Raw genomic sequence first — 26,125 nt, 5'->3', positions numbered from 1 at the left:
GCTGACCGAAGGAGGAACTTTCCGTGGCAGACCGCACACCCCCGCTCGCTCTTGAGGAGCTCCGCGCCCTCGTGGCGAGCGGTGAGATCGACACAGTCGTCCTGGCCTTCCCCGACATGCAGGGACGCCTCCAGGGCAAGCGGTTCGCCGCCCAGTTCTTTCTCGACGACGTACTGGACCACGGCACCGAGGGCTGCAACTACCTTCTCGCCGTCGACACCGAGATGAACACCGTCGACGGATACGAGATGGCCTCCTGGGACCGCGGCTACGGCGACTTCGCCATGCACGCCGACCTCTCCACCCTGCGGCGCGTTCCCTGGAACGACGGAACGGCCATGCTCATCGCCGACCTGGCCTGGAACGACGGTTCCCCCGTCGTCGCCGCGCCCCGCCAGATCCTGCGCCGCCAGCTTGAGCGCCTCGCCGAGCTCGGCTACACGGCCCACGTCGGCACCGAGCTCGAATTCATCGTCTTCAAGGACAGTTACGAGCAGGCCTGGGACCGCGGCTACAAGGACCTCGTGCCCGCGAACCAGTACAACATCGACTACTCGGTCCTGGGCACCGGCCGCATCGAGCCCCTCCTGCGCCGCATCCGCAACGACATGACCGCGGCGGGCCTGACCGTCGAGTCGGCCAAGGGCGAGTGCAATCCCGGCCAGCACGAGATCGTCTTCAAGTACGACGAGGCGCTCGTCACCTGCGACCAGCACGCCATTTACAAGACCGGCGCCAAGGAGATCGCCTCCCAGGAGGGCGTCTCGCTCACCTTCATGGCGAAGTACAACGAGCGCGAGGGCAACTCCTGCCACATCCACCTCTCCTTGCAGGATGCGGACGGCCGAAACGCCATGGCGGACGACGCCGCCTCCGATGGGATGTCACCCGTCATGCGGCACTTCCTCGCCGGACAGCTGGCCGCCCTGCGCGACTTCGCCCTCCTCTACGCACCCAACATCAACTCCTACAAGCGCTTCCAGCCGGGCTCCTTCGCCCCGACCGCCGTCGCCTGGGGCAACGACAACCGCACCTGCTCCCTGCGCGTCGTCGGCCACGGCCGCTCCATGCGCTTCGAGAACCGGCTGCCCGGCGGCGACGTCAACCCGCACCTCGCCGTCGCCGGCCTGGTCGCGGCCGGCCTCTACGGCATCGAGCACCAACTCGAACTCCCCGAGGCCTGTACGGGCAACGCCTACACCGGCGACTACGAGCACGTCCCCACGTCGCTGCGCGAGGCCGCCGAACTCTGGGAGAACAGCCCCATCGCCAAGGCCGCCTTCGGCGACGAAGTCGTCGCGCACTACCGCAACATGGCGCGGGTCGAACTCCAGGCATTCGACTCCGCGGTGACCGACTGGGAGCTCCGCCGCTCCTTCGAACGACTGTGAGGCCCGCCTTGTCCTTCGAGCCCTCGTCCGAGCACCACATCCTCAACCCGGCCACCGAAGAAGTCATCGCCACCGTCGCGGCCTCCACCGCCGCCGACATCGACGCGGCCGTCGTACGGGCCACCGGGGCGCAGCGTGCCTGGGCGGCCGCCGCCCCCGCCGACCGCGCCCGGCTGCTGCGCCGCTTCGCGGCAAAGGTCGACGAACACATCGAGGAACTGGCCGGGCTGGAGGTCCGCGAGGCCGGCCACACCCTCGGCAACGCCCGCTGGGAAGCGGGCAACGTACGCGACCTGCTCGACTTCGCCGCCGGGGGAGTGGAACGCCTCAGCGGCCGGCAGATCCCGGTCGCCGGCGGCCTGGACATCACCCTCCTCGAACCGCTCGGCGTCATCGGGGTCATCGCGCCCTGGAACTTCCCCATGCCGATCGCCGCCTGGGGCACGGCCCCCGCCCTCGCCGCGGGCAACGCCGTCATCCTCAAGCCCGCCGAGACGACCCCGCTCACGGCCCTGCGGCTGGCCGAACTCGCCCTCGAAGCGGGGCTCCCCGACAACCTGTTCCAGGTCCTGCCGGGAGCCGGTGACGTGGCGGGCAACGCCCTGGTCGAACACCCCGGCGTAGCGAAGATCGTCTTCACCGGCTCCACCCGCGTCGGCAAGCAGATCATGGCCAAGTGCGCCGACCGCGTGAAGCGCGTCACCCTCGAACTCGGCGGCAAGAGCCCCAACATCGTCTTCGCCGACGCCGACATCGAGGCTGCCGTCGCCGCCACCCCGATGTCCTTCCTGGACAATTCCGGCCAGGACTGCTGCGCCCGTACGCGCATCCTCGTCCAGCGCACGGCGTACGACCGCTTCCTGGAGCTCCTCGCGCCGGCGATCGAAGCCGTGGTCGTGGGCGACCCCTCGGACGCCAAGACGCAGATGGGCCCGCTGATCTCCAAGTCCCAGCTGGAGCGCGTACGTTCGTACGTCCCCGAGGGCACGCAGGCCATCCGGGGCAACGCCCCCGAAGGCCCCGGCTTCTGGTTCGCGCCGACCGTCCTCACGGGCACCGGTCCGGACGCGCCCGCCGCGACGGAGGAGGTCTTCGGCCCCGTCGCCGTCGTCCTGCCCTTCGACGACGAACAGGACGCGGTCCGCCTCGCCAACGCCACCGAGTACGGCCTGTCCGGATCCATCTGGACACGGGACGTGGGCCGGGCCCTGCGCGTCTCCCAGGGAGTCCGTGCGGGCAACCTGTCCGTCAACTCCCACAGCAGCGTCCGCTACTCGACCCCGTTCGGCGGCTACAAGCAGTCGGGCCTCGGCCGCGAACTGGGCCCCGACGCACTCACCGCTTTCACCGAAACCAAGAACATCTTCATCAGCACGGAGGCCTGAAACCATGACTGCGATTGACGCGACCGACTCGACCGACTCCATCGTGTGCCGCCGCCTGGTCGGACGTACCGCCGTCATCACGGGCGCCGGCAGCGGCATCGGCCTCGCCACCGCGCGCCGCCTGGCCTCCGAGGGGGCGCGGGTCGTCTGCGGCGACATCGACGAGATCGCGGGCAAGGCCGCGGCCGACGAGGTGGGCGGGACGTTCGTACGGGTCGACGTCACCGACGCCGAGCAGGTCGACGCGCTCTTCAAGACGGCGTACGACACCTATGGTTCGGTCGACATCGCCTTCAACAACGCGGGCATCTCGCCCCCCGACGACGACTCGATCCTCACCACGGGCCTCGATGCGTGGAAGCGCGTCCAGGACGTCAACCTCACCTCCGTCTACCTCTGCTGCAAGGCCGCCATCCCCTACATGCAGCGACAGGGCCGCGGTTCCATCATCAACACCGCGTCGTTCGTCGCGATCATGGGCGCGGCGACCTCCCAGATCTCGTACACCGCGTCCAAGGGCGGGGTCCTCGCCATGTCGCGCGAGCTGGGCGTGCAGTTCGCCCGCGAGGGCATCCGCGTGAACGCGCTCTGCCCCGGCCCGGTCAACACCCCGCTCCTCCAGGAACTGTTCGCCAGCGACCCGGAGCGGGCGGCGCGCCGGCTCGTCCACATCCCCGTCGGCCGTTTCGCGGAGGCGGAGGAGATCGCGGCGGCGGTGGCGTTCCTGGCGAGCGACGACTCGTCGTTCATCAACGCCACGGACTTCCTGGTCGACGGGGGAATCGCGGGCGCGTACGTGACCCCGCTCTAACCCGCGCACCGGAGGCCGGGCCGGACCCGTGGGCCCGGCCTCCGCCCGCTACAGGAAGGTCCGCCCTTCTCCGCGGTACGTCGGTACGGTCGCCGTAACCGCATCGCCCTCGATGAGGTGGAGCTCGTCGAACCGCTCGCACATCTCGCCCGCCTTCGCGTGCCGGAACCACACCTTGTCGCCGATCAGCAGATCGTCGGCGGGGGAGCCGAGCAGCGGTGTCTGCACCTCGCCGGCCCCCTCCTGGGGGTCGTACCACAGTCCCTCCGGGAGATAGGGGACGGGCGACCGGTCGGGGCCGGCGGCCCCCGAGGCGGGGTAGCCGCCGCCGAGCACCGTCACCACACCCACGCCCGGCCGGCGGACGACGGGCTGCGCGAAGAGGGCGGCGGGCCGTCCCGTGAACGACGAGTAGTTGTCGAAGAGCCGGGGGAGGTAGAGCCCCGAGCCCGCCGCGATCTCGGTCACGGCGCGCTCGGCGGCGGTGTGCTGGACGCTGCCCGTGCCGCCGCCGTTGACGAACTCCAGGTCCGGAGCGACGGCCCGTACCGCCCGTACGACGGCCGCCCGCCGGACCGCGAGCTCCTTGCGCGCCGCGCCCTGCATGACCCTGACCGCCCGCGAACGCAACGGCCGCCCCACGACCGCGTCCCCGACCCCGGCGACATGGCCCTCGTACGCCATGATGCCGACCAGGCGGAATCCGGGACGGCGGGCCACCGAGCGGGCCAGCTCGGCCAGCTGGGCGGGTTCGCGCAGCGGCGAACGCAGCGCGCCGATCCGGACGCGGCCCCCGAGCGGCTGCCACGACGTATCCAGCTCGAGGCAGACCCGGATCTCCTCACGGCCGCCGTCCCTGGCCCGGTCGATCAGCTCCAGCTGTGCGGGGTCGTCGACCATCACGGTGACGGCGGCGGCGAGCTTGGGATCGGCCGCGAGTTCGGCGAACCCGCCCCTGTCCGCGGACGGATACGCGAGCAGAACATCCTCGAACCCGGAGCGCGCGAGCCACAGGGACTCCGCCAGCGTGAACGACATGACGCCCGCGAACCCGTCCCGCGTCAGCACGCGCTCAAGGAGCGCCCGGCAGCGTACGGACTTGCTCGCCACCCGGATCGGTTTCCCCGCCGCGCGGCGGACCAGGTCGGCGGCGTTGTCGTCGAACGCCTCGAGGTCGACAACGGCGACGGGGGCGTCGAGGTGAGCGGTGGCCCGGTCGTACCTGGCCCGGTCGGCAGCACGCGGTGTCATGGCCAGAGCTTGCCAGAGCGGATTACCGCTGGGTAGGGGGATGATCCGGTCAGATGCCGCGAGGCCGGGGACTGGTTCCCGTCCGACCCGCCGCAGCCCGTAGAGTGACGCTCAAGCGGTGAGGACGACTCGAACGGACCTGCCCCGAAAGGCGATCGGGCATCGCGGGGCACAGGCCGGGCGACCATGAACAGGGGGGCGGATGAGCACCGAGGCACACCGTGCCCCTCTCCCACCCCACCCCACGACCCCACCGCCCCCGCCCACCTGGCACACCCCACCACCCCCCCGCGTACCAACGCCCCCCAACCCCCCGCACTCGCCCCCCACCCCGCGCGAGCCTGCCCCGTCGCCACGCCCCGCCGACTCCGCCCCCGGCGCGCCCGGCCCCGCCATGCCCGGCCTCGGCGGGCCGGCTGCGGCTGCCGCAGCGTCCCACGTGGTGCCCGCACCGTCCGGCGCCGCCCGTGCGGGTGCGCCGGTCACGCCTGCTGCCGTCGCTCCGCGTCACCCCGCCCCGGTGCCTCCGCCCGCCATGCCGGGTCCCGCCATGCCCGGCCTCGGCGGGCCGGCTGCGGCTGCCGCACCGCCCCACGCGGCGCCCGCACCGTCCGGCGCCGCCCGCGCGGGTGCGCCGGTCACGCCTGCTGCCGTCGCTCGGCGTCACCCCGCCCCGGTGCCTCCGCCCGCCATACCGGGTCCCGCCATGCCCGGCCTGGGCGGGCCGGCTGCGGCTGCCGCAGCGTCCCACGTGGTGCCCGCACCGTCCGGCGCCGCCCGTGCGGGCGCCCCGGTCACGCCTGCTGCCGTCGGTCCGCGTCACCCTGGCCCGATGCCTCCGCCCGCCGCAGGCAACAAGGCGGGGTCTGACGCTGTCGCCGGGCCGTCCCACAGCGCGCCTGTCGCGCCCCCCTGCGCCTCGCGCGTGGGTGCTCCGGATGCCGACTTCGGCATGCCATCCCCGGCGCCCGCGCCCTCACCGCCGGGCCCGGTGCGCGCCGCTGGTGACGTGCCGGGGGGTCCTGGAGCTCCGGCCGCCGCCAGTGGCCCGCAGGGTGTCGGGGGTCGGCAGGACGGCCGCCGGGCCGGCGGCGGGGGCGACGCCGCGCCGGCCGAGATCACCGCGCGGCTGCGGCCCGTGCCCGGCTCGCCGGGGCCGCTGCCGGCGCAGGTCCCGCCGCCGCCCGTGGCTCCGCCCGTAACGCCGCCCGTAACGCCGTCGCCCGGCGCCGCCCGGCGACGGCCCGTCGGAGCCGTCGACCTGGGCCCGCAGCCCGGTGCGCCCCGGCCGCCGGCCCACTTTGCCGCGCCGCGGCACTGGGGGGTACCCGAGACGCCGGCCGAGACCACCACCCGGCTGCGGCCCGTCCGTACTCGCCGCCCCGCACGCGTCGTGGCCGCCGCGGCCTGCCTCGTACTCGGAGCCGGCCTGGTCGGCGGCGCCGTTACGGGGAGCTGGCTCACCGGCGGCGCCGACGCCGGGGCCGCCGCTCCCACCGGCTACGCCGAGGCACGCGGCCTCTGGCACAGCGCCCCCGTCGACACGCTCTTCCCGCCGGCCATCAAAGGCGACGGCGCGGGCCCCGGCGGCGCCGACCGCGTCTGGACACGCGTCGCCGTCGCCCCCGACAGCGGCTGCGCGCAAGCCCTCGACCCGCTGCTGCTCAAGGCGCTCGAACCGGTCGGCTGCCTGCGCCTCGTGCGCGCCACCTACACCGACGCCACCACCAGCAGCGTCACCACGGTCGGCATGCTCTTCACCGAGGCCGGCGCACCGGCCATGAAGGCCCTGCGCACCCGCTTCAGCAACGAGGGCCTCGCCGACCGCACCGACCTCATGCCGCGCACCTACCCCGCCAAGGGGACCGTCGCCGCCGACTTCGGCGACCGGCAGCGCGCGAGCTGGACGGTGCGTGTGCTCACCGACGTACCGGTCGTCGTGTACGCCGTCTCCGGCTTCGCCGACGGCCGCACCGTCGCCGACCCGCAGCCCGCCGGCCGGGCCACCGTCCCCGGTGCGACGAACGCCCCCGCGCAGGCGGGCCTCGGCCATGAGGCCAAGGGCATCGCCGACCGCGTCGAACGCGGCCTCCGCAGGACCGCGCACCCGGCCACGGAGCCTCCCCGATGAACCACGAAACCGGCGCCACCTCCCGCACCGCCCGCCGCACAGGCTCCCGCGCCTTCGCCGCCGCCCTCGCCGCTACCGCGCTCGCCCTGCTGCCTGCGCCGGCCGCTCACGCCGACAGCATCCGGGCCCAGCAGTGGGCGCTCGACGCACTCCACACCGACGAGGCCTGGCGTACGACCAAGGGCGAGGGCATCACCGTCGCCGTCCTCGACACCGGCGTGGACGGCAGCCACCCCGACCTCGAAGGCCGCGTACTGGCAGGCAAGGACTTCATAGGCTTCGGCGCGGGGAAGGGCGACCGCGCCTGGGCGCGCCACGGCACCGCCATGGCCGGGATCATCGCGGGCCACGGCAACGGCCCCGGCCGCGCCGACGGCGTAGTCGGCATCGCGCCGGAGGCGAAGATCCTCCCGGTCCGCGTCATCCTGGAAGGCGGCGACCCCGCCCGCAAGCGCGCCCGCACCACCCGCGGCAACGCCCTCGCCCAGGGCATCCGCTGGGCCGCCGACCACGGCGCCGACGTCATCAACCTCTCCCTCGGCGACGACAGCAAGTCCGCCCACCCCGAGCCCGCCGAGGACGCCGCCGTCCAGTACGCCCTCGCCAAGGGCGCCGTCGTGGTCGCCTCCGCGGGCAACAGCGGCGAGGACGGCGACCACATCTCGTACCCCGCCGCCTACCCCGGCGTGATCGCGGTCGCCGCCGTCGACAGCACGGGCACCCACGCGTCCTTCTCCACCAGCCGCTGGTACGCGACCGTCAGCGCCCCCGGCGTCGACGTGATCATCGCCGACCCCGACCGCCGTTACTACGAGGGCTGGGGTACGAGCGCCGCCTCCGCCTTCGTCTCCGGCGCCGCCGCGCTCGTACGCTCCGCGCACCCGGACCTGACGCCCGCCCAGGTCAAGAAGCTCCTCGCGGACACCGCCCGCAACGCACCCGAGGGCGGCCGCGACGACGACCGCGGCTACGGCTTCGTCGACCCGGCTGCCGCCATCGAGGCGGGCGGCAAGCTCCGCCCGGCGGGCCTGCGCCCCACCTCGGCCCCGCACGGCAAGAAGTACTTCGGCGCCGGCCCCGGCCCCCTGCGCGACGCCGGCGAACCGGCGGGCTGGCTCGCCCCGGCAGTGGGCGGCATCGGCGTACTCCTGCTCGCCGGCTCGGTGGCTCTCTGGCGCACCAGCCGGCCCGCCGCCCCCCGCCACTTCCGCTGACGCAACGGTGGTGCCCGCAGGCCCCGTGGGAAAGCCGCCCCGACCCGGCGGCTAGTCTCGTGGAGTGGCGCTCAAGAACATCCCGGACCCCGGTTTCTCCCAAGACGACGGCACCGCCGACCCCCGGCTGACCGCGGCGCTCGCCGCCTGGGCCGAGGACCCGGCGGCCGAGCCGCGGGTGCTCGAAGCGCTGGCCGGCGCCCGGCTCCTGGTCCCCGTCGTCGCCGTACTCGGTGAAGTCGAGACGGACGAGAACGGCCTGCGCCGCGAGAAGACCAGCGACATGGCCGTGCCGACGCTCCAGGCGGGGGAGCGCCGCGCCCTGCCCGCGTTCACCTCCACCGAGGCCCTGGCCCGCTGGAATCCCGAGGCGCGCCCCGTCGCCGTACCGCTGCACCAGGCGCTCCAGGCCGTCGCCCACGAGCGGGCCGACACGCTGGTCCTCGATCTGGCCGGTCCTGTGCCGTACCAGCTGACCGGGTCCGCGCTGCTCGCCGCCGCCGAGGGCCGCACCAGCGCGGTGCCGCTCGACGACCCGGCCGTCACCGAGGCGGTACGGGCCGCTGTCGCCGCCGAGCCCGCGGTCCTGCGCGCCCACCTCGGGCCGGGCGCCGCCGACGGCACCCTCGCGCTGGTCCTCGCCCCCGGCGCCGAACCGGGCGAGGCGGCCCGCCGCCTCGCCGGGGCACTGGCCGCCGACGAAACGCTGAGGGCCCGCCTGGTGCGCGGCCTCGACCTGGCACTGCTGCCGGCCGGGGTCACGCCTCCGGGCGAGCCCTTGTTCGTACGCGCGTAACGGCTAACGGGTAACGGGTGACTGGTGCCGCTCGGTCAGCCGTAGACCGGGCCCGTGTACTTCTCGCCCGGACCCTGCCCCACCTCGTCCGGCACCGCCGACGCCTCGCGGAACGCCAGCTGCAGTGACTTCAGCCCGTCGCGCAGCGGCGCCGCGTGGAAGGAGCTGATCTCGGTCGCGCTCGCGTCCAGCAGACCGGCCAGGGCGTGCACCAGCTTGCGGGCCTCGTCGAGGTCCTTGTGCTGGTCGCCGTCCTCGGTCAGGCCGAGCTTCACGGCGGCGGCGCTCATCAGGTTGACCGCCACCGTCACGATCACCTCGACTGCCGGTACTTCCGCGATGTCGCGCGTCATGGCGTCGAAGTCGGGGGATTCACTGGGGGAGGTCGCGTCACTCATGACGCACACGATATGCCCAGGCGAGCAGGGCTTTCCCCACGGGTTCGCCCCTTCCCGCCGGAGCTGCTAACCTTGTGTAACGACCGGCCGGACACCTGTGTGCCCGGCCCACAAGTGGAGGCTCCGATCTCCCACCTGGCTGTCCTCACGGACGGCGGGTCACCGGTCAGGCGGTCCCCATCGTTCCGTACGGACGATGGAGCACCGCTCGATGATGCGCCCCGCGGTTGATGCGCGGTGGTGCTCCGGTATATCCAGGAGCCCCACCTGTGTTCCCGTCCGGGGCATTTTTCATGGCTCCCTGAGGTTGGTCTCACGAAACAGACGTTACGCGGCTGTCTGCCAGACAGTCGTGTGGTGCTACTGAGGAGGATCCATCAGCGCTGAGCCCCGCATTAACGACCGGATTCGCGTTCCCGAGGTGCGACTCGTCGGACCCAGCGGCGAGCAGGTCGGCATTGTGCCTCTTGCGAAGGCCCTGGAGCTTGCGCAGGAGTACGACCTCGACCTGGTCGAGGTCGCGGCGACCGCCCGTCCGCCCGTGTGCAAGCTCATGGACTACGGGAAGTTCAAGTACGAGTCGGCCATGAAGGCCCGTGAGGCGCGTAAGAACCAGGCGCACACGGTCATCAAGGAAATGAAGCTCCGGCCGAAGATTGACCCGCACGACTATGACACCAAGAAGGGTCATGTCGTCAGGTTCCTCAAGCAGGGCGACAAGGTCAAGATCACGATCATGTTCCGTGGTCGTGAGCAGTCCCGCCCCGAGCTCGGCTTCCGACTGCTTCAGCGTCTGGCTTCGGACGTCGAGGACCTTGGCTTCATCGAGTCGAATCCCAAGCAGGACGGCCGGAACATGATCATGGTTCTGGGCCCGCACAAGAAGAAGACCGAGGCCATGGCCGAGGCGCGCGAGGCCCAGGCGGCCCGCAAGGCCGAACGCCAGGGTCACGGCGCGGACGAGGCCGAGCAGGCCGAGTCGACGGACGAGGTCGCCGAGGCTCCGGCCGAGGCACAGACCGAGACCCCTTCCGAAGCGTGATCCGCGGGGCTGCCATCCAGGCGGCCCCGGGTTCGGCCAGGAAGCCCCTATACCAACGACTGACGCTCCCGCTCTCCGGTACGTACCGGGGGAGCGCCACTGACGAGGAGAGAACGGCGCTATGCCGAAGAACAAGACGCACAGCGGTGCCAGCAAGCGCTTCAAGGTCACCGGCTCCGGCAAGGTCATGCGCGAGAAGGCCGGCAAGCGCCACCTCCTGGAGCACAAGTCCTCCAAGAAGACCCGCTCGCTGACCGGCGCTGTCGTGGTGTCCCCGGCGGACGCCCCGAAGATCAAGAAGCTTCTCGGCAAGTGACGCCGCGGCTCCGGGTGACCGGAGTCCCTCGTCGGAACGACCGAGACCAATACGTTTCCGGGCCGTGTGAGTTCCACCGCGGCCCCGCTACAAGGAGTTAACAAGTGGCACGCGTCAAGCGGGCAGTCAACGCCCACAAGAAGCGCCGGGCAATCCTCGAGGCGGCCAAGGGCTACCGCGGTCAGCGTTCGCGCCTGTACCGCAAGGCCAAGGAGCAGGTCACCCACTCCCTGGTCTACAACTACAACGACCGCAAGAAGCGCAAGGGCGACTTCCGTCAGCTGTGGATCCAGCGCATCAACGCCGCTGCCCGCCAGAACGGCATGACGTACAACCGCCTCATCCAGGGTCTGAAGGCCGCCAACATCGAGGTGGACCGCAAGATCCTGGCCGAGCTTGCGGTCAACGACGCCAACGCGTTCGCCGCGCTCGTCGAGGTCGCCCAGAAGGCGCTCCCGAGCGACGTCAACGCCCCGAAGACCGCCGCCTGATTCCCTCAGGCAGCACCTCTTCGTCCACGGGACCCGCAGGCGTTCGCCGCCTGCGGGTCCCGTGCGTTGTGAGCCTCCGGTGCGTTGTGAGCCGGCGCGAGCACGACGAGAACGACCCCTTTCGTACGCAGAGATACGCAGAGAAGTGAGCCGCCGACCATGGGCACCCCCGAGCTGATCTCCCCGCGGTCCCCGCGCGTCGCCGCCGCCAAGCGGCTGGCCAAGCGGAGCTTCCGCGGCAAGGAGCGCCGGTTCATCGCCGAGGGGCCGCAGGCCGTGCGCGAGGCCGTCGAGCACCGCAGCGACGGCGAACCGACCCTGATCGAGCTCTTCGCCACCGCCGAGGCAGCCGAGCGGTACACCGGCATCGTCGACGCCGCCCGCGCCGCCGGCGCCCGTGTGCACCTGGCTCCCGACGAGGTGCTCGCCGAGGTCTCGCAGACCGTCACCCCGCAGGGCATCGTGGGCGTCTGCCGCTTCCTGGACTCGCCCTTCGAGGAGATCCTGGCGGCGAAGCCCCGGCTCGTCGCCGTCCTCGCGCACGTCCGCGACCCCGGCAACGCCGGTACGGTGCTGCGCTGCGCGGACGCCGCCGGCGCCGACGCCGTCGTGCTCACCGACGCGTCCGTCGACCTCTACAACCCCAAGTCCGTACGCGCGTCGGTCGGCTCGCTCTTCCACCTGCCGGTCGCCGTCGGCGTCCCCGTCGAGCAGGCCGTCAGCGGGCTGAAGAGCGTGGGCGTACGCATCCTGGCGGCCGACGGAGCGGGCGACGACGACCTCGACGACGAGCTCGACGCGGGCACCATGGGCGGGCCCTCCGCCTGGGTTTTCGGCAACGAGGCATGGGGCCTGCCGGAGGAGACCCGCGCACTCGCGGACGCCGTGGTGCGCGTCCCGATCCACGGCAGGGCCGAAAGCCTCAACCTCGCCACAGCCGCCGCCGTGTGCCTCTATGCCTCCGCTCGTGCGCAGCGCGCTTCCGGAGGGTGCCGCAGCGTCACCCCGAGCTAGTAGTGTGGCGGGCTCGGGGGCCCTCCCCCAAGCTCTCGGCTCCGCTCGAGCAGGGAGGTACCCCCTTGCTCTTCGGAAGAGGTGGGATACGGGGATGGCTGTCGGCACGAGCGGTCTGTCGAAGGCGGGCGACGCGTTACCGCGTCCGTACGCGCAGGACGGCGGCCAGGGGATCGATCCCGACGACCTCCCCGACGGCCTCGTTGTCGCCGACGAGAGCGGCCGCGTCGTCTGCTTCAACGCCGCGGCGGTGCGGATCACCGCCATCCCCGGGGAAGCCGCCCTCGGCAGGCCCCTGGAGACCGCGCTGCCCCTGGAAGACCTCGAAGGCCGGCGCTGGTGGAACCTCACCGACCCGTACGGCGGACTCGCCATCCGGTCCGGACAGCCCGAACGCAACCTGCTGCTGCCCGGCGGCCGCGAGGTGCTGGTCTCCGCCCGGTACGTACGCCACGAGCCGGCCGGCCCCGTGCGGCGGGTCGTCGTCTCGCTGCGCGGCACCGAGGCCAGGCGCCGCACCGAGCGCAGCCACGCCGAACTGATAGCCACCGTCGCCCACGAGCTGCGCTCCCCGCTGACCTCGGTCAAGGGGTTCACGGCGACGCTGCTGGCCAAATGGGAGCGCTTCACCGACGACCAGAAGAAGCTGATGCTGGAGACCGTCGACGCCGACGCGAGCCGCATCACCCGGCTGATCGCCGAGCTGCTCGACATCTCCCGGATCGACTCCGGGCGTCTTGAAGTGCGCAGGCAGCCCGTGGACATTCCGACGGCCGTCGGCCGGCACGTCCAGGCGCACATCTCCAACGGTCAGCCCCCGGACCGCTTCCTGGTCCGTATCCAGCAGCCGCTGCCCGATTGTTGGGCAGACCCGGACAAGATCGACCAGGTGCTTGGCAACCTGCTGGAAAATGCGGTGCGACACGGGGAAGGAACGGTCACCATCGAGGTGAGCGCAGCCCCGATGAACACCGCCGACCACGCAGCGAAGGGAACAGCCGTCACCGTGAGCGACGAAGGCACCGGCATTCCCGAGGAATCGATGGGGCGTGTCTTCACCCGGTTCTGGCGGGGCAGCAAGCGCGGCGGCACCGGCCTCGGTCTGTACATCGTCAAGGGCATCGTCGAGGCGCACGGCGGCTCGATCACCGTCGGGCGCGGACCCGGCGGCGGCGCCGAGTTCCGATTTATTCTGCCCGTCGGCGCTCCGGCCTATCTCGCCTGAGCAGCCCACGGGCTTCTTCACCTCTCGCGGCCTTTAGACTCGACCTTTGGCACCTTTGCGTCCTCAGTCGTCGAGCCGGGGCCACGGGGGTCCGGGGGTGTCCCCCGGCAAAGGCAGTACCAGCCAATCGGAAGTACGGGAAGAGATGTCCGCACCCAATAAGTCGTACGACCCTGTCGAGGTCGAGGCGCTGAAACCGGAAGAGATCGAGCGCATGCGGGACGAGGCGCTCGCCGCCTTCGACGCCGCGGCGGATCTCGACGCGCTCAGCCACGCGAAGACCGCGCACACCGGCCCCACCTCACCGCTCTCGCTCGCCAACCGTGAGATCGGCGCCCTGCCGCCGGCCGCCAAGGCCGAGGCCGGCAAGCGCGTGGGCATGGCCCGCGGCGCCGTGAACAAGGCCCTCGCCGCCCGCCTCGCCGCCCTGGAGGCGGAGCGTGACGAGCGCGTGCTGGTCGAGGAGGCGGTGGACGTCACACTGCCGTACGACCGCGTTCCGGCCGGCGCCCGGCACCCGCTGACCACGCTGATGGAGCGCGTCGCCGACGTCTTCGTCGCCATGGGGTACGAGGTCGCTGAGGGCCCCGAGGTCGAGGCGGAGTGGTTCAACTTCGACGCCCTCAACTTCGTCCCGGACCACCCGGCGCGCCAGATGCAGGACACCTTCTTCGTGCAGGGCGCAGACGGGTCGAAGTCCGACGAGTCCGGCGTCGTGCTGCGCACGCACACCTCCCCGGTCCAGGCCCGCGCGCTGCTCGACCGGGAACCGCCCGTGTACGTCGTGTGCCCCGGCCGCGTCTACCGCACCGACGAGCTCGACGCCACGCACACCCCGGTCTTCCACCAGATCGAGCTGCTCGCCGTCGACGAGGGCCTCACCATGGCCGATCTCAAGGGCACCCTGGACCACATGGTCCAGGCGCTCTTCGGTGAGGGCATGAAGACCCGGCTGCGCCCGAACTACTTCCCGTTCACCGAGCCGTCCGCCGAGATGGACATGGTCTGCTACGTCTGCCGCGGCGAGTCCGTCGGCAACCCGGACCGTCCCTGCCGCACCTGCGGCAGCGAGGGCTGGATCGAGCTGGGCGGCTGCGGCATGGTCAACCCCAAGGTGCTCACCGCCTGCGGCGTCGACCCCGCGAAGTACAGCGGATTCGCCTTCGGGTTCGGCATCGAGCGGATGCTCATGTTCCGCCACAACGTAGAAGACATGCGAGACATGGTCGAGGGTGACGTCCGGTTCACTCGGCCCTTCGGGATGGAGATCTGATGCGGGTCCCGCTTTCCTGGCTGCGGGAGTACGTCGATCTCCCCGCCACCGAGACCGGCCGTGACGTACAGGCCAAGCTCGTGTCCGCCGGCCTGGAGGTCGAGACGGTCGAGCAGCTCGGCGCCGGCCTCAAGGGCCCCCTGGTCGTCGGCAAGGTCCTCACCATCGAGGAGCTGACGGAGTTCAAGAAACCGATCCGCTTCTGCACCGTCGACGTCGGCATGGCCAACGGCACCGGTGAGCCGCAGGAGATCGTCTGCGGCGCCCGTAACTTCGCCGTCGGCGACAAGGTCGTCGTGGTGCTGCCCGGCGCCGTCCTGCCCGGCGACTTCGTGATCGCCGCGCGCCAGACGTACGGCAAGACCTCGCACGGCATGATCTGCTCCGGCGACGAGCTGGGCATGGGCGACGACGGCAGCAACGGCATCATCGTGCTGCCGCCGGAGTACGAGGTCGGCACCGACGCCATCGAGCTGCTCGAACTCGTCGACGAGGTCCTCGACATCGCCGTCACGCCCGACCGCGGCTACTGCCTGTCGATGCGCGGCGTGGCCCGCGAGGTCGCCACCGCGTACGGGCTGCCGCTGCGCGACCCGGCGCTCCTGGATGTGCCCGCGCCCAACTCGTACGGCTACCTCGTGAAGATCGCCGACCCGCGGGGCTGCGACCGCTTCACCGCGCGTACGGTCGTCGGCCTGGAGCCCGAGGCGCGCTCCCCGATCTGGCTGCGGCGCCGGCTCCAGAAGGCCGGGATGCGCCCGGTCTCCCTCGCCGTCGACGTCGCCAACTACGTGATGCTGGAGCTCGGGCAGCCGCTGCACGCGTACGACCGGTCCCGCATCGACGGGCCGATCGGGGTGCGCCGCGCCGAGCCGGGCGAGAAGTTCACGACGCTCGACGGCACCAAGCGTGTCCTCGACGCCCAGGACCTGGTGATCACCGACAACCGCGGCCCGATCGGCCTCGCGGGTGTCATGGGCGGCGCCAACACCGAGATCGCGGACTCCGTGACCGACCCGGAGACCGGGGCCGTACGCGGCACCACCGAGGTCGTCATCGAGGCGGCTCACTTCGACGCGCTGTCCATCGCCCGTACGGCGCGCCGCCACAAGCTCGCGTCCGAGGCGTCCAAGCGCTTCGAGCGCGGCACCGACCCGCAGGCCACCTCCGCGGCGGCCCAGCGGACCGTCGACCTGCTGGTGCTGCTCGCGGGCGGCACCGCCGAGGCGGGTGTCACGGAGGTCATCGCGCCCTCCGCGCCCCGCACGATCTCCATGCCCGCCGACCACCCCGACCGCGTCGCGGGTGTCGGCTACGGCCGGGAGACCGTCGTACGCCGTCTCCAGGAGGTCGGCTGCGACGTGTACGGGCAGGACGAACTGGTCGTGACCGTGCCGTCCTGGCGCCCCGACCTGGCCTTCCCGAACGACCTGGCCGAAGAGGTCATCCGTCTTGAGGGGTACGAGAACCTGCCGTCGACCCTGCCGACGCCGCCCTCCGGCCGCGGGCTCACCGACCGGCAGCGGCTGCACCGCCGCATCGGCCGGGCGCTGGCAGGTGCCGGTTATGTCGAGGCGCTGAACTACCCGTTCATCGGCGACGCCGTGCTCGACCAGCTCGGCCTGGACGCCGAAGACGACCGCCGCCGTACGGTCAAGCTGGTCAACCCGCTCTCCGACGAGGAGCCGGCGCTGCGCACCACGCTGCTGCCCGGCCTCCTCGGCGCGCTGCGCCGCAACGACGGCCGTGGCTCGCACGACCTGGCGCTCTTCGAGACCGGCCTGGTCTTCAGGCCCACGGGCGACGAGCACAAGGCGGCCCGGCTGCCCGTCGACCGCCGGCCGACCGACGAGGAGATCGCCGCTCTCAACTCCACGCTGCCGCGCCAGCCGCACCGCGCCGCCGTCGTCCTCGCGGGCGCCCGCGAGCAGGCCGGCTGGTGGGGCAAGGGCCGGCCGGGCAACTGGGCGGACGCCGTCGAGGCCGCTCGTACGCTCGCCCGTGAGGCCGGTGCCGAGCTGATCGTCCGGGGCGACCAGCACGCGCCGTGGCACCCCGGCCGCTGCGCCGCGCTGTACGTCACCGTGAACGGCGCGGAGACACTCGTCGGGCACGCCGGTGAGCTGCACCCGCGCGTCATCAAGGCACTCCACCTGCCGGAGCGCACCTGCGCCATGGAGATCGAGACCGACCTGCTGGAGCAGGCCGGTACGGGAGCCCTCCAGGCGCCGCGGATCTCCACCTTCCCGGTGGCGACCCAGGACGTCGCGCTCGTCGTCTCCGCCGATGTCGCTTCGGTGGACGTCGAGGCGGCGCTGCGCGAAGGCGCCGGTGAACTCCTCGAATCGCTGCGGCTGTTCGACGTGTTCACGGGTGAGCAGCTCGGTGCGGGCAAGAAGTCGCTCGCGTACGCGCTGCGCTTCCGCGCCGCCGACCGCACGCTGACCGTCGAGGAGGCCTCGGCCGCCCGCGACGCCGCCGTCGCGCTCGCCGGCGAGCGCACGGGCGCGGTGCTGCGCGGGGCGTAACACCTGGTGAAGCGGTAGTGAGGGGCGTGTCCGGAGTCACGGGCGCGCCCCTCACTCATTCGGGTGAGAAGTGGGGATGAGGTAGGCAAACAGGTACGTACCGTCGACACAATCATTCCGGCCGACGAGGGCCAGCGTCGTACAGGCAGCGTCGTACAGGGCCAGGGCCTAGGGGGCCGTCGGGATGATCCGTACAACAACCTGGCGGGGCGTGCGGCGCGCGTGCGTTCCTCATGCGCGGCGTGCCCTTGTCTTCGGGCTGCCCGCCGTCTGGCTCGTCGCCGCGACGGCCTGGGAGCTGGTCTGCCCGTTCGACTCCCACGACGGGATGGCGCCCCGCTTCGTGACGTGCGCGGCCTTCCTCGCCCTGGTCGCGTATCTGCTGACCAGCGTACGGCTGGGCCCCGTGCGGGAGTTGCGCCGGACCCGCGAGATCGCGCGCGCCGCCCAGCAGGTGCTGCTGCGGCCGCTGCCGGCCCGGCTCGACGGACTCGCCCTCGCCGCGGGACAGCTGTCCGTGAGCCGCGGGGCGACGGTCGGCGGCGATCTGTACGAGGCTGTGGCCACCGTGCACGGGGTGCGGGTCGTCATCGGTGACGTACGGGGGCATGGGCTCGCCGCCATCGGAGCGGTGGCCGCCCTGCTCGGCAGTTTCCGGGAGGCGGCGCACGACGAGGCCGAACTCGCGGGTGTCATGCGGAAGCTGGAGCGGGCGCTGCACCGGCATCTGCGGGAGAGGTCGCGGTCCGAGCACCCGTCGGTGAGCGGTACGGACCCCGACAACCCGCTGGCCGAGGAGTTCGTCACCGTACTGCTGCTGGAGATCCATGAGGACGGGGAGGTACTGGCACTCAACTGCGGCCACCCGTGGCCCTACCGGCTGCGCGGCGCCGCCGAGCCGATCGCGGGCGGGGACGTGCTGCCGCCGCTCGGCATGTTCCCGCTGCCCGGCGGCCTGTCCGCCCGCCGGTGCACGCGCCTGCTTCCCGGCGAGACCCTCGTCCTGCACACCGACGGGGCGGAGGACGCCAGGAACGCCGCCGGGGAGTTCTTCTGCCTGCGACGTGCCCTCACCGAGGCCGCGGCGCTGGGCTCGCCGGTCTCACCGGCCGTGGTGGTGCAGCGCGTTCACACGGCGCTGCTGCGGCACACGGGCGGGCGGCTCACCGACGACGTCGCGCTGCTCGTCCTGCGCAACGACCGCAGGCGCCTGCCGGCGCAGCCCGGGGATCAGGGACTGCGCCGCTCGTGCGCGGAATCCTCCCATCGGTGACCGGCCGTCGCTCCAAAACCGCTGTACGGGCTCCGTCCGCCCTGCCGCGGAGTGTCGGGCAGACCGGCAGGGCGGACGGTGCGGGAACGGGCCGCCGCACTGTACGAGGGGGAGCCGGCGGCCCGGCCACCTCTTGGAGAGGCGAAGTGAAGTCAATCGGACCAGGGGTGGGGTGCGGCAGAGCACGCGGGGCACGAACGCGGGCACTCCGTTCACACCCCGTGTGAAACAACCTCCACTACGCTGACTCCACCGAGCCACCGGAGAGGCCATGCAGCCGAATACCCTGCTCGACGCCCTGCTCGACGAGGCGGGCATCTCCCACGCCGGCCTCGCCGCCCATGTGAACCAGGCGGGCAGCGTGAGAGGTCTCGCGCTGAGGTACGAACACACCGCCGTCGCACGGTGGTTGAAGGGCCAGCGGCCGCGCGGCCAGGTGCCCGATCTGATCTGCGAAGTGCTCGCGGCCCGGCTGCACCGGCCCATAACGCTGGACGACATCGGGTTCGGCCAGCCGGGCGAGGCGGCCATGCCGCACGGCTCCCCGCTCACGGGCTTCGTGGAACGGGCCACCGCGTTGTGGCGCTCCGACGAGCAGCAGCGGCCGCACATCCTCGGCGCCCCGGCGGTGACCGGGACGCCGGCGGTGATGCCCGTGTGGGAGTGGGAGAACCCGCCGGAGGACGCGGACGTCTCGCGCAAGGGACAGACGCGCGTCAGCGTCGCCGACATACAGATGCTGCGCGCCGCCAGGGCGCACTACGAGCTGATGTACCGCAAGGCGGGCGGCGTCGCGACCCGGGCGCGGGTCGTCGGCTTCCTCAACGCCGAGACCGCCCCTCTGCTGCGCGGCAGTTACTCCAACGCCATGGGCCGCCACCTGCACCGGGCCACGGGCGGCCTGGTGGCGGTGGCGGGCATCTGCGCGTACGACTCGGACGCCCAGGGGCTCGCCCAGCGGTACTTCCACCAGGCCCTGCGGCTCGCGAAGGCCAGCGGGGACCGCGGGCTCGGCGCGTACATCATCGCGCTGCTGGTCAACCAGTCGCTGTTCATGGCCGAATACCGGCAGGCGGTGGCCTTCGCGGAGGCGGCCCTGCGCACGGCGGGTACGCAGATCACCCCGGCGCTGGCCGCCGACCTGCACGCGATGCAGGCCAAGGCGTACGCCCATCTCGGCGACAGCAAGGGAGCGTTGTCCTGCATCCGGCGTGCGGAATCCGAGGCGGATTCCATCAGACCGGGCAGCGAGCCGGACGAGACGGGGTACGTACAGCCGGGGCTGGTGAACGTACAAGTGGCCGAGGCTCTGCTGAGCCTCGGGGATCTGCCCGCCGCGCGTGAGCACGCGGACGCGGCGGTCGGCTCACCCGCGCACGACAGGGGCCGCGTGCACCGGCTCGCCATGCTCACCCACATCGAGCTGCGGCAGGGCAAGGCCGACCGGGCGGTGGAGATCGCCACGGAGATGGCGCAGCGCGCCCAGGGGATGGAGTCGCAGCGGATGCGCGACCGCCTGCGGGCGGTCCGCGAGCACCTGGTGGCAAGCGGGTGCGCCGGCGCCGAAGAGGCGGCCGAGCTGATCGACGGGGCTTTGCGCGTTCCGCTCTGACCGTCCTCCTGCTGCGATGTTGCCACCTACTTGTCGGAAGGTGGCAAAACAGTGCAGTGGACGAACTTAAGCGAACAGACTGTGTACAAGAACCCCTGGTTCCGGATCAACCTCGCGGACGTCGAACTCCCCGACGGCCGGCACCTCGACCACTTCGTCATACGGCTGCGGCCGGTGGCCGTGGCGACGGTCGTCAACGAGGCCAACGAGGTGCTGATGCTCTGGAGGCACCGCTTCATCACCGACAGCTGGGGCTGGGAGCTCGCCGCGGGAGTGGTCGAGGACGGCGAGGACGTCGAGACGGCCGCGGCCCGCGAGATGGAGGAGGAGACCGGCTGGCGGCCCGGGCCGCTGCGCCACCTCCTCACCGTCGAGCCGTCCAACGGCCTCACCGACGCCCGGCACCACCTCTACTGGGCCACGGAGGCGACGTACACCGGCCATCCCGAGGACGACTTCGAGTCCTCACGGCGCGAGTGGGTCCCGCTCAAACTGGTACCCGAGATGGTGGCCCGCGGTGAAGTCCCGGCCGCCAACATGGCGGCCGGGCTGCTGATGCTCCACCACCTGCGGCTCGGCTAGCGGCCGACGGCCTGCCAGACGGTCACCGCGAGCGCTCCGGCCGCGGTGAGTGCCGAGATGGCCGGCAGCGGCCATCGGTTCTGCTCCAGGGCCGTCACCCGCGCGGCCAGGCCGGCCAGGTCGCTGTCGGCCTGGTCGCCCCGGTGGGCCAGCAGCGCCAGATGTCCGTCGATCCTGGTGAGCCCCACGTCGAGGCAGCGACGTAACTCGGCGTACTCCTCGACGACCACGGTCTGATCGGTGTCGATACTCACGGTCCGCTCCTTTTTCAACAGGGCCGTCCGACGGCCTCGTGCATGTGCCACAGAGCCAACTCGCCCTGTGGCCATGGCGGGAGCGTGTGTGCGGGGCATATGCGTGTACGCCCCGCACACTCCGTGCGAATCGCGGCTCAGCAGGGCTCAGGAGTACGGGTAGAAACCGGATCCCGTCTTACGTCCCAGCCTGCCCGCGTCCACCATCCGCTGGAGCAGCGGGGGAGCGGCGTACAGCGGCTCCTTGAACTCGGCGTACATCGAGTCGGCGACCGAGGCGACCGTGTCCAGGCCGATGAGGTCCGCGAGCTTGAGCGGGCCCATCGGGTGGGCGCAGCCCAGCTCCATGCCGTTGTCGATGTCCTCGCGGCTCGCGATGCCGGACTCGAACATCCGGATCGCCGAGAGGAGGTACGGGATGAGGAGCGCGTTGACGACAAAGCCCGAGCGGTCCTGGGCGCGGATCGCGTGCTTGCCCAGCACGTTCTGCACCACGCCCTCGGCGCGCTTGATGGTCTCCTCGGAAGTGGTCAGCGCAGGGATCAGCTCGACGAGCTTCTGCACCGGGGCCGGGTTGAAGAAGTGGATGCCGATGACCTGGTCCGGGCGGGAGGTCGCGACGGCCAGCTTCACCAGCGGGATCGAGGAGGTGTTGGAGGCGAGAATCGCGTCCCGGCGGGTCACGACCTGGTCGAGGACCTGGAAGATCTCCGTCTTGATCGATTCGTTCTCGACGACGGCCTCGATGACGAGGTCGCGGTCCGCGAACTCGCCGAGGTCGGTCGTGAAGCTGAGACGGGCGAGCGTCTCGTCGCGCTCCTCCTCGGTGATCTTGCCGCGCTCGGCGGCCTTCGAGAGGGAGTTGTAGAGCCGGGTGCGGCCGATCTCCAGGGCCTCGCCCGTGGTCTCGGCGACCTTCACCTCGAGGCCGCTGCGGGCACACACCTCGGCAATGCCTGCGCCCATCTGGCCGCAGCCCACTACTCCGACGCGCTGCACATCCGCCATGGAGTCCGTCACATCGTGCCTTTCGCTGATCAACAGTTCGGCAGGCCCCCGGCTCGTGACCGGTGCCCGCCTCGGCCCCGACGTTACTCCGGACCTACGTGTGCGTGAGGGGGCGGGGCGGGCATGCTCTGCGGATACGACGGGACGTATGCACCTAGTAAGGGGCGACATATGGGTCAGATCGGTCGAAGAGGGTTGTTGGCGGCTGCGGCCGGAGCGCTGTCCGTGCTGGCGGTCACCGGGGACGCGGCGGCCGTCCCCGCGCGGCGGCGCAGGCCCTCGAAGCGCGAGATGCGGGGGATGTGGCTGGCGAGCGTCGCCAACCGCGACTGGCCCTCCAGGGCCGGCCTGACCGCCGACCAGCAGAAGGCCGAACTGCTGGCCCATCTGGACACGGCGGTACGGCGCAGGCTGAACGCGGTGATGTTCCAGGTGCGGCCGACCGCCGACGCGATGTGGCCCTCGCCGTACGAGCCCTGGTCCCAGTACCTCACCGGCGTACAGGGCCGGGATCCGGGATGGGACCCGCTGGGGACGGCGGTGGAGGAGGCGCACCGGCGGGATCTCGAACTGCACGCCTGGTTCAACCCGTACCGAGTCGCGAATCACACCGACCCGTCGCGGCTGGTGGAGTCACATCCGGCGCGCGTGCACCCGGAGTGGGTGCTGCCGTACGGCGGCAAGCTGTACTACAACCCCGGACTTCCGGAGGTCAGGCGCTTCGTGCAGGACGCCATGCTGGACGCCGTAGAGCGCTACGACATCGACGCCGTGCACTGGGACGACTACTTCTACCCGTATCCGGTGGCAGGACAGGACTTCGACGACGACGAGGCGTACGCCCGCTACGGCACGGGGTTCCCCGACAAGGCGGCCTGGCGGCGCGACAACACCGACCTGCTGGTGAGTGAGACGGCCGACCGCATCAAAGCGGTCAGGAAGACGGGCAAGAAGGTCCGCTTCGGGATCAGCCCCTTCGGGGTGTGGCGCAACGCCTCGACCGACCCGCTGGGCTCACAGACGCGGGCCGGGGTGCAGACGTACGACGATCTGCACGCCGACACCCGCAAGTGGGTGAAGGAGGGCTGGATCGACTACATCGTGCCGCAGCTCTACTGGCACATCGGCTTCGAGGCCGCCGACTACGCGGAGCTGGTGCCGTGGTGGTCGCGGACCGTGCGCGGCACCGGCGTCGACCTCTACGCCGGTGAGGCGCTCTACAAGGCCGGAGACCCGGCCCAGCCCGCGGCCTGGCAGGACCCGGCCGAACTCTCCCGCCATCTGACCCTGGCCCAGGACCACCCACACGTGCGCGGCCATGTCTTCTTCTCGGCGAAGGAGGTCGCGGTCGACCGCATCGGGGCGATGGACCGGGTGGTGGCGGACCACTACCCGGCCCGGGTGCGGCCGCCCCGGTGACCGGTCTGCGGCTATTGCGGTGTTCCGCCGTGCTCCGTGTGCCGTACGACGGAGTCGGGGCCCGGCGAGACCAGCGCCTCGTGTCCGTCGTCGAAGCGCACCCGGAACGGCGGGTTCCCCTCGGAACCCAGCACCTCGACGATCTTCGCGACCTTGTCCTCGTGGCCCACGGTCCTGCCGTGCACCAGCAGCTGGTCGCCCACGCTCGCTTGCATCGGGAGTGCCCTTCTGTGGCCGGCTCTACGTAAGGCCAGTCTAAGACCGCGGGCCCGAGTTGGCGCCTCGCCGCTGCGCCGTTCAGGTCCGCGCGCGCTGGGTGACCGCGATGCAGACGAGTACGCCGACGGCCGCGAGCGGGGCCGCGGGGGAGAGGTGCTCCCCGAGCAGGGCGACGGACCAGAACAGGGTCAGCAGGGGCTGGGCGAGCTGGATCTGGCTGGCCTTGGACACCCCGATCTCGGCCATGCCGCGGTACCAGACGACCAGGCCGAGGAACTGCGAGCCGATCGCGACCCACAGGAGCCCGGTGACGCTGTGCGCCGTGAGGTGCACCGGCTCGAAGCTGAGCGCCACAGCCGCTGCCGGGACGGCGAGCGGGAGGCACAGCACCAGCGCCCAGCCGATGACCTGCCAGCCCGGCATCTCGCGCGCCAGCCTGCCGCCCTCGGTGTAGCCCGCCGCGCAGACCAGCAGCGCGCCGAAGAGGTACAGATCGCCGGTGGACAGCGCGCCGCCGCTCTGCTGCACCGTGAACGCGATCACCACGGCGGCGCCGGCGAGGGCTGCCAGCCAGAACGCGCGGGACGGGCGTGCTCCGGTGCGCAGCGCCGAAAGGGCGGCGGTCGTCAGTGGCAGCAGGCCGACCACGACGGCGGCGTGCGAGGTGGTGGAGGTCTGGAGGGCCAGCGTGGTCAGCATCGGAAAGCCGAGGACCACACCGCCGCCCACCACGGCGAGTCCGGCCCAGTGGCGGCGGGAAGGCACCGGTATCCGCAGGACGAGCAGGGCGGCGCCGGCGACGAGTGCGGCCAGGACGCTGCGTACGGCCACCAGTGACCAGGGGCCGAAGCCTTCGAGGCCCCAGGCGGTGGCCGGGAAGGTGAGCGAGAAGGCGGTGACTCCCAGCGCGGCGAGGAGGGTTCCGCTGCGGGCCGTACGGGTCGCCGGGCCGCCGGAGCTACTGCTGACCGCTACTGTCCTGCTGCGAGTAGCGCTATTGTGTGCTGTCATGCATGAGCGTAGCAGCGTCATGGAACTGGCAGAAGCGCTGAAGCGCGAACTCAACCACTACTCTCCAGGTGGAAAGCTCCCGTCGAGCCGCGCACTGGTCGAGCGCTACCGCGTGAGCCCGGTGACGGTCGCCCGCGCCCTCGCCCAGCTCGCCGCCGAGGGCCTGGTCGTCACCCGGCCCGGCGCGGGAGCCTTCCGCACGCAGCCCCGTACGGACACGGCGGCGCCCGGTGACACCTCATGGCAGGAGGTCGCGCTGAGCGCCGACGGCGCCACCGAACTCGTACCGCGCTCGGTCGACGCGTCCGGCGTCCTCGTCACGCTCGCCGCCCCGCCGCCCGGCGTCATCGAGTTCAACAGCGGCTACCTCCACGCCTCCCTCCAGCCCGAGCGGGCCATGGCAGCCGCCCTCGCCAGGGCCGGCCGCCGCCCCGGCGCCTGGGGCCGGCCGCCCACCGACGGCATCCCCGAGCTGCGCGAATGGTTCGCACGAGGGATCGGCGGCGCCATCACGGCCGCCGAAGTCCTCATCGCCGCCGGTGGCCAGAACGCGCTGACGACCGCCCTGCGCGCCCTCGCACCGCCCGGCGCACCGGTCCTGGTCGAGTCGCCGACGTACCCCGGCATGCTGGCGATCGCGCGGGCGGCGGGACTGCGCCCGGTGCCGGTGCCGGTGGACTCCGACGGTGTACGCCCCGAACTCCTCGCCGCGGCCTTCAGGGCCACCGGCGCCCGCGTCTTCGTCTGCCAGCCGCTCTTCCAGAATCCGACCGGCGCGGTGCTCTGCGCCGAGCGGCGCCCCGAGGTGCTGCGCATCGCCCGCGAGGCCGGGGCCTTCGTCATCGAGGACGACTTCGTACGGCGCCTCGTCCACGACGACGCCGGGCCGCTGCCCCGGCCGCTCGCCACCGACGACCACGACGGCGTCGTCGTTCACGTCTCCTCGCTCACCAAGGCGACCTCGCCCAGCTTCCGGGTGTGCGCCCTGGCGGCGCGCGGCCCGGTGCTGGAGCGGCTGCGCGCCATCCAGGTGGTCGAGAGCTTCTTCGTGCCCCGGCCGCTCCAGGAGGCGGCGGTGGAGCTGGTCGGCTCCCCGGCCTGGCCGCGCCATCTGCGCACGGTCGCGGGGGAGTTGCGGGGCCGCCGGGACACCCTGTCCGCCGCCCTGCGCCTCGGCCTCCCCGAACTCGCCCTCCCGCACATCCCGGCGGGCGGCTACCACCTGTGGCTGCGCCTGCCCGACGGCGTGGATGAGAACGCCGTGGTCTCGGCGGCGCTGCGGGCGGGCGTCGCGATCGCACCCGGCCGCCCGTACTTCAGCGCGGAGCCGACCGCGGGGCACGTCCGGCTGAGCTTCGCGGGGGTGGCGGGGCCGGCGGAGATCACGGAGGGCGTACGACGGCTGCGCGGCGCGTGCGAGGGCCTGCTGGGCACGTCGTAGCCCCTGCGGGAGGCTTGTTCCCGCAGGGGCTCCGCCCGCC

The 26,125-nt window shown here is 72.1% G+C and carries 24 protein-coding genes; 18 read left to right on the top strand and 6 right to left on the bottom strand.

Annotated elements, in window-relative coordinates; translation table 11 throughout:
* Positions 1–23 precede the first annotated feature (23 nt).
* The 3 genes from G412_RS0131060 to G412_RS0131050 are packed head-to-tail and all read left to right on the top strand — an operon-like array spanning position 24 to position 3,587.
* Positions 24–1,391: a glutamine synthetase family protein gene (locus G412_RS0131060; protein ID WP_028815436.1), complete on the top strand. Its 1,368-nt coding sequence runs from the start codon at positions 24–26 to the stop codon at positions 1,389–1,391.
* A gap of 8 nt (positions 1,392–1,399) precedes the next feature.
* Complete coding sequence (locus G412_RS0131055; RefSeq protein ID WP_028815435.1) at positions 1,400–2,776, top strand: aldehyde dehydrogenase family protein; 1,377 nt, start codon at positions 1,400–1,402, stop codon at positions 2,774–2,776.
* Between the two features lie 4 nt (positions 2,777–2,780).
* Positions 2,781–3,587, top strand: a complete 807-nt coding sequence (locus G412_RS0131050) for a 3-oxoacyl-ACP reductase (protein WP_028815434.1) — start codon at positions 2,781–2,783, stop codon at positions 3,585–3,587.
* A 48-nt stretch (positions 3,588–3,635) separates the two neighbouring features.
* On the opposite strand, the gene G412_RS0131045 is transcribed toward G412_RS0131050, so the two are convergent.
* Positions 3,636–4,838, bottom strand: coding sequence for an amino acid deaminase/aldolase (locus tag G412_RS0131045; protein WP_028815433.1), 1,203 nt, complete (start codon positions 4,836–4,838; stop codon positions 3,636–3,638).
* A 952-nt stretch (positions 4,839–5,790) separates the two neighbouring features.
* Between G412_RS0131045 and G412_RS0131040 the strand changes: the two genes are divergently transcribed.
* From G412_RS0131040 to G412_RS0131030, 3 genes are all read left to right on the top strand, one after another.
* Positions 5,791–6,969 (top strand): hypothetical protein, encoded by a 1,179-nt coding sequence (locus G412_RS0131040; protein WP_244283338.1) that lies wholly within the window; start codon positions 5,791–5,793, stop codon positions 6,967–6,969.
* Entirely contained in the window at positions 6,966–8,183 is a 1,218-nt protein-coding gene (mycP, locus tag G412_RS36870; protein ID WP_051338727.1) for a type VII secretion-associated serine protease mycosin, read from the top strand. Before G412_RS0131040 ends, mycP begins: the two co-directional genes overlap by 4 nt.
* A gap of 64 nt (positions 8,184–8,247) precedes the next feature.
* Positions 8,248–8,979, top strand: a complete 732-nt coding sequence (locus tag G412_RS0131030; RefSeq protein WP_028815431.1) for an SseB family protein — start codon at positions 8,248–8,250, stop codon at positions 8,977–8,979.
* Between the two features lie 35 nt (positions 8,980–9,014).
* Here the strand turns inward: G412_RS0131030 and G412_RS0131025 are convergent, their stop codons facing one another.
* Positions 9,015–9,377, bottom strand: coding sequence for a DUF1844 domain-containing protein (locus tag G412_RS0131025; protein WP_028815430.1), 363 nt, complete (start codon positions 9,375–9,377; stop codon positions 9,015–9,017).
* A 376-nt stretch (positions 9,378–9,753) separates the two neighbouring features.
* On the opposite strand from G412_RS0131025, the gene infC reads away from it, so the two are divergent.
* The 10 genes from infC to G412_RS0130975 all read left to right on the top strand — a co-directional run bounded on the left by infC (position 9,754) and on the right by G412_RS0130975 (position 20,733).
* The gene (gene infC, locus G412_RS0131020) at positions 9,754–10,419 is read left to right on the top strand and encodes a translation initiation factor IF-3 (RefSeq protein WP_244283350.1); all 666 of its coding nucleotides are present in this window, start codon (positions 9,754–9,756) and stop codon (positions 10,417–10,419) included.
* 121 nt (positions 10,420–10,540) lie between these two features.
* Entirely contained in the window at positions 10,541–10,735 is a 195-nt protein-coding gene (gene rpmI / locus G412_RS0131015; protein ID WP_028815428.1) for a 50S ribosomal protein L35, read from the top strand.
* A gap of 104 nt (positions 10,736–10,839) precedes the next feature.
* Entirely contained in the window at positions 10,840–11,226 is a 387-nt protein-coding gene (gene rplT, locus G412_RS0131010) for a 50S ribosomal protein L20 (protein ID WP_028815427.1), read from the top strand.
* Positions 11,227–11,385: 159 nt separating this feature from the next.
* Positions 11,386–12,240: a TrmH family RNA methyltransferase gene (locus G412_RS0131005; protein WP_028815426.1), complete on the top strand. Its 855-nt coding sequence runs from the start codon at positions 11,386–11,388 to the stop codon at positions 12,238–12,240.
* Positions 12,241–12,334: 94 nt separating this feature from the next.
* Positions 12,335–13,465, top strand: coding sequence for a sensor histidine kinase (locus G412_RS0131000; RefSeq protein ID WP_028815425.1), 1,131 nt, complete (start codon positions 12,335–12,337; stop codon positions 13,463–13,465).
* Between the two features lie 145 nt (positions 13,466–13,610).
* Entirely contained in the window at positions 13,611–14,738 is a 1,128-nt protein-coding gene (gene pheS, locus G412_RS0130995; RefSeq protein WP_028815424.1) for a phenylalanine--tRNA ligase subunit alpha, read from the top strand.
* Positions 14,738–17,266 (top strand): phenylalanine--tRNA ligase subunit beta, encoded by a 2,529-nt coding sequence (pheT, locus tag G412_RS0130990; protein ID WP_028815423.1) that lies wholly within the window; start codon positions 14,738–14,740, stop codon positions 17,264–17,266. Before pheS ends, pheT begins: the two co-directional genes overlap by 1 nt.
* Before the next feature lie 184 nt (positions 17,267–17,450).
* The gene (locus G412_RS0130985; RefSeq protein ID WP_037650526.1) at positions 17,451–18,539 is read left to right on the top strand and encodes a PP2C family protein-serine/threonine phosphatase; all 1,089 of its coding nucleotides are present in this window, start codon (positions 17,451–17,453) and stop codon (positions 18,537–18,539) included.
* Between the two features lie 271 nt (positions 18,540–18,810).
* The gene (locus G412_RS0130980) at positions 18,811–20,151 is read left to right on the top strand and encodes a tetratricopeptide repeat protein (RefSeq protein ID WP_028815421.1); all 1,341 of its coding nucleotides are present in this window, start codon (positions 18,811–18,813) and stop codon (positions 20,149–20,151) included.
* A 51-nt stretch (positions 20,152–20,202) separates the two neighbouring features.
* The gene (locus G412_RS0130975; protein WP_078607555.1) at positions 20,203–20,733 is read left to right on the top strand and encodes an NUDIX hydrolase; all 531 of its coding nucleotides are present in this window, start codon (positions 20,203–20,205) and stop codon (positions 20,731–20,733) included.
* On the opposite strand, the gene G412_RS0130970 is transcribed toward G412_RS0130975, so the two are convergent.
* Positions 20,730–20,987 (bottom strand): hypothetical protein, encoded by a 258-nt coding sequence (locus G412_RS0130970; protein ID WP_028815419.1) that lies wholly within the window; start codon positions 20,985–20,987, stop codon positions 20,730–20,732. The two genes, G412_RS0130975 and G412_RS0130970, sit on opposite strands and share 4 nt — an antisense overlap.
* A 147-nt stretch (positions 20,988–21,134) precedes the next feature.
* Entirely contained in the window at positions 21,135–21,995 is an 861-nt protein-coding gene (locus G412_RS0130965; RefSeq protein ID WP_028815418.1) for a 3-hydroxybutyryl-CoA dehydrogenase, read from the bottom strand.
* 171 nt (positions 21,996–22,166) lie between these two features.
* Here G412_RS0130965 and G412_RS0130960 point away from each other — a divergent pair, with 171 nt between their 5' ends.
* Entirely contained in the window at positions 22,167–23,414 is a 1,248-nt protein-coding gene (locus tag G412_RS0130960) for a glycoside hydrolase family 10-like protein (protein ID WP_028815417.1), read from the top strand.
* Between the two features lie 11 nt (positions 23,415–23,425).
* Here G412_RS0130960 and G412_RS0130955 read toward each other — a convergent pair whose 3' ends face one another.
* Together G412_RS0130955 and G412_RS0130950 are read right to left on the bottom strand one after the other, a co-directional pair.
* Complete coding sequence (locus G412_RS0130955; RefSeq protein WP_028815416.1) at positions 23,426–23,629, bottom strand: DUF1918 domain-containing protein; 204 nt, start codon at positions 23,627–23,629, stop codon at positions 23,426–23,428.
* An 82-nt stretch (positions 23,630–23,711) separates the two neighbouring features.
* A complete protein-coding gene (locus G412_RS0130950; RefSeq protein WP_028815415.1) occupies positions 23,712–24,644 on the bottom strand; it encodes a DMT family transporter in 933 nt (310 codons plus the stop codon).
* On the opposite strand from G412_RS0130950, the gene G412_RS0130945 reads away from it, so the two are divergent.
* Positions 24,643–26,085 carry an aminotransferase-like domain-containing protein gene (locus tag G412_RS0130945; protein WP_028815414.1) on the top strand — a complete coding sequence of 481 codons (1,443 nt, stop codon included), beginning with the start codon at positions 24,643–24,645 and terminating at the stop codon, positions 26,083–26,085. The two genes, G412_RS0130950 and G412_RS0130945, sit on opposite strands and share 2 nt — an antisense overlap.
* Positions 26,086–26,125 lie beyond the last annotated feature (40 nt).

This window comes from Streptomyces flavidovirens DSM 40150 (assembly GCF_000429085.1).
Classification (GTDB): domain Bacteria; phylum Actinomycetota; class Actinomycetes; order Streptomycetales; family Streptomycetaceae; genus Streptomyces; species Streptomyces flavidovirens.
Note: the sequence above shows the minus strand (reverse complement) of the source record. Positions and strands in the feature narration are given on the sequence as shown.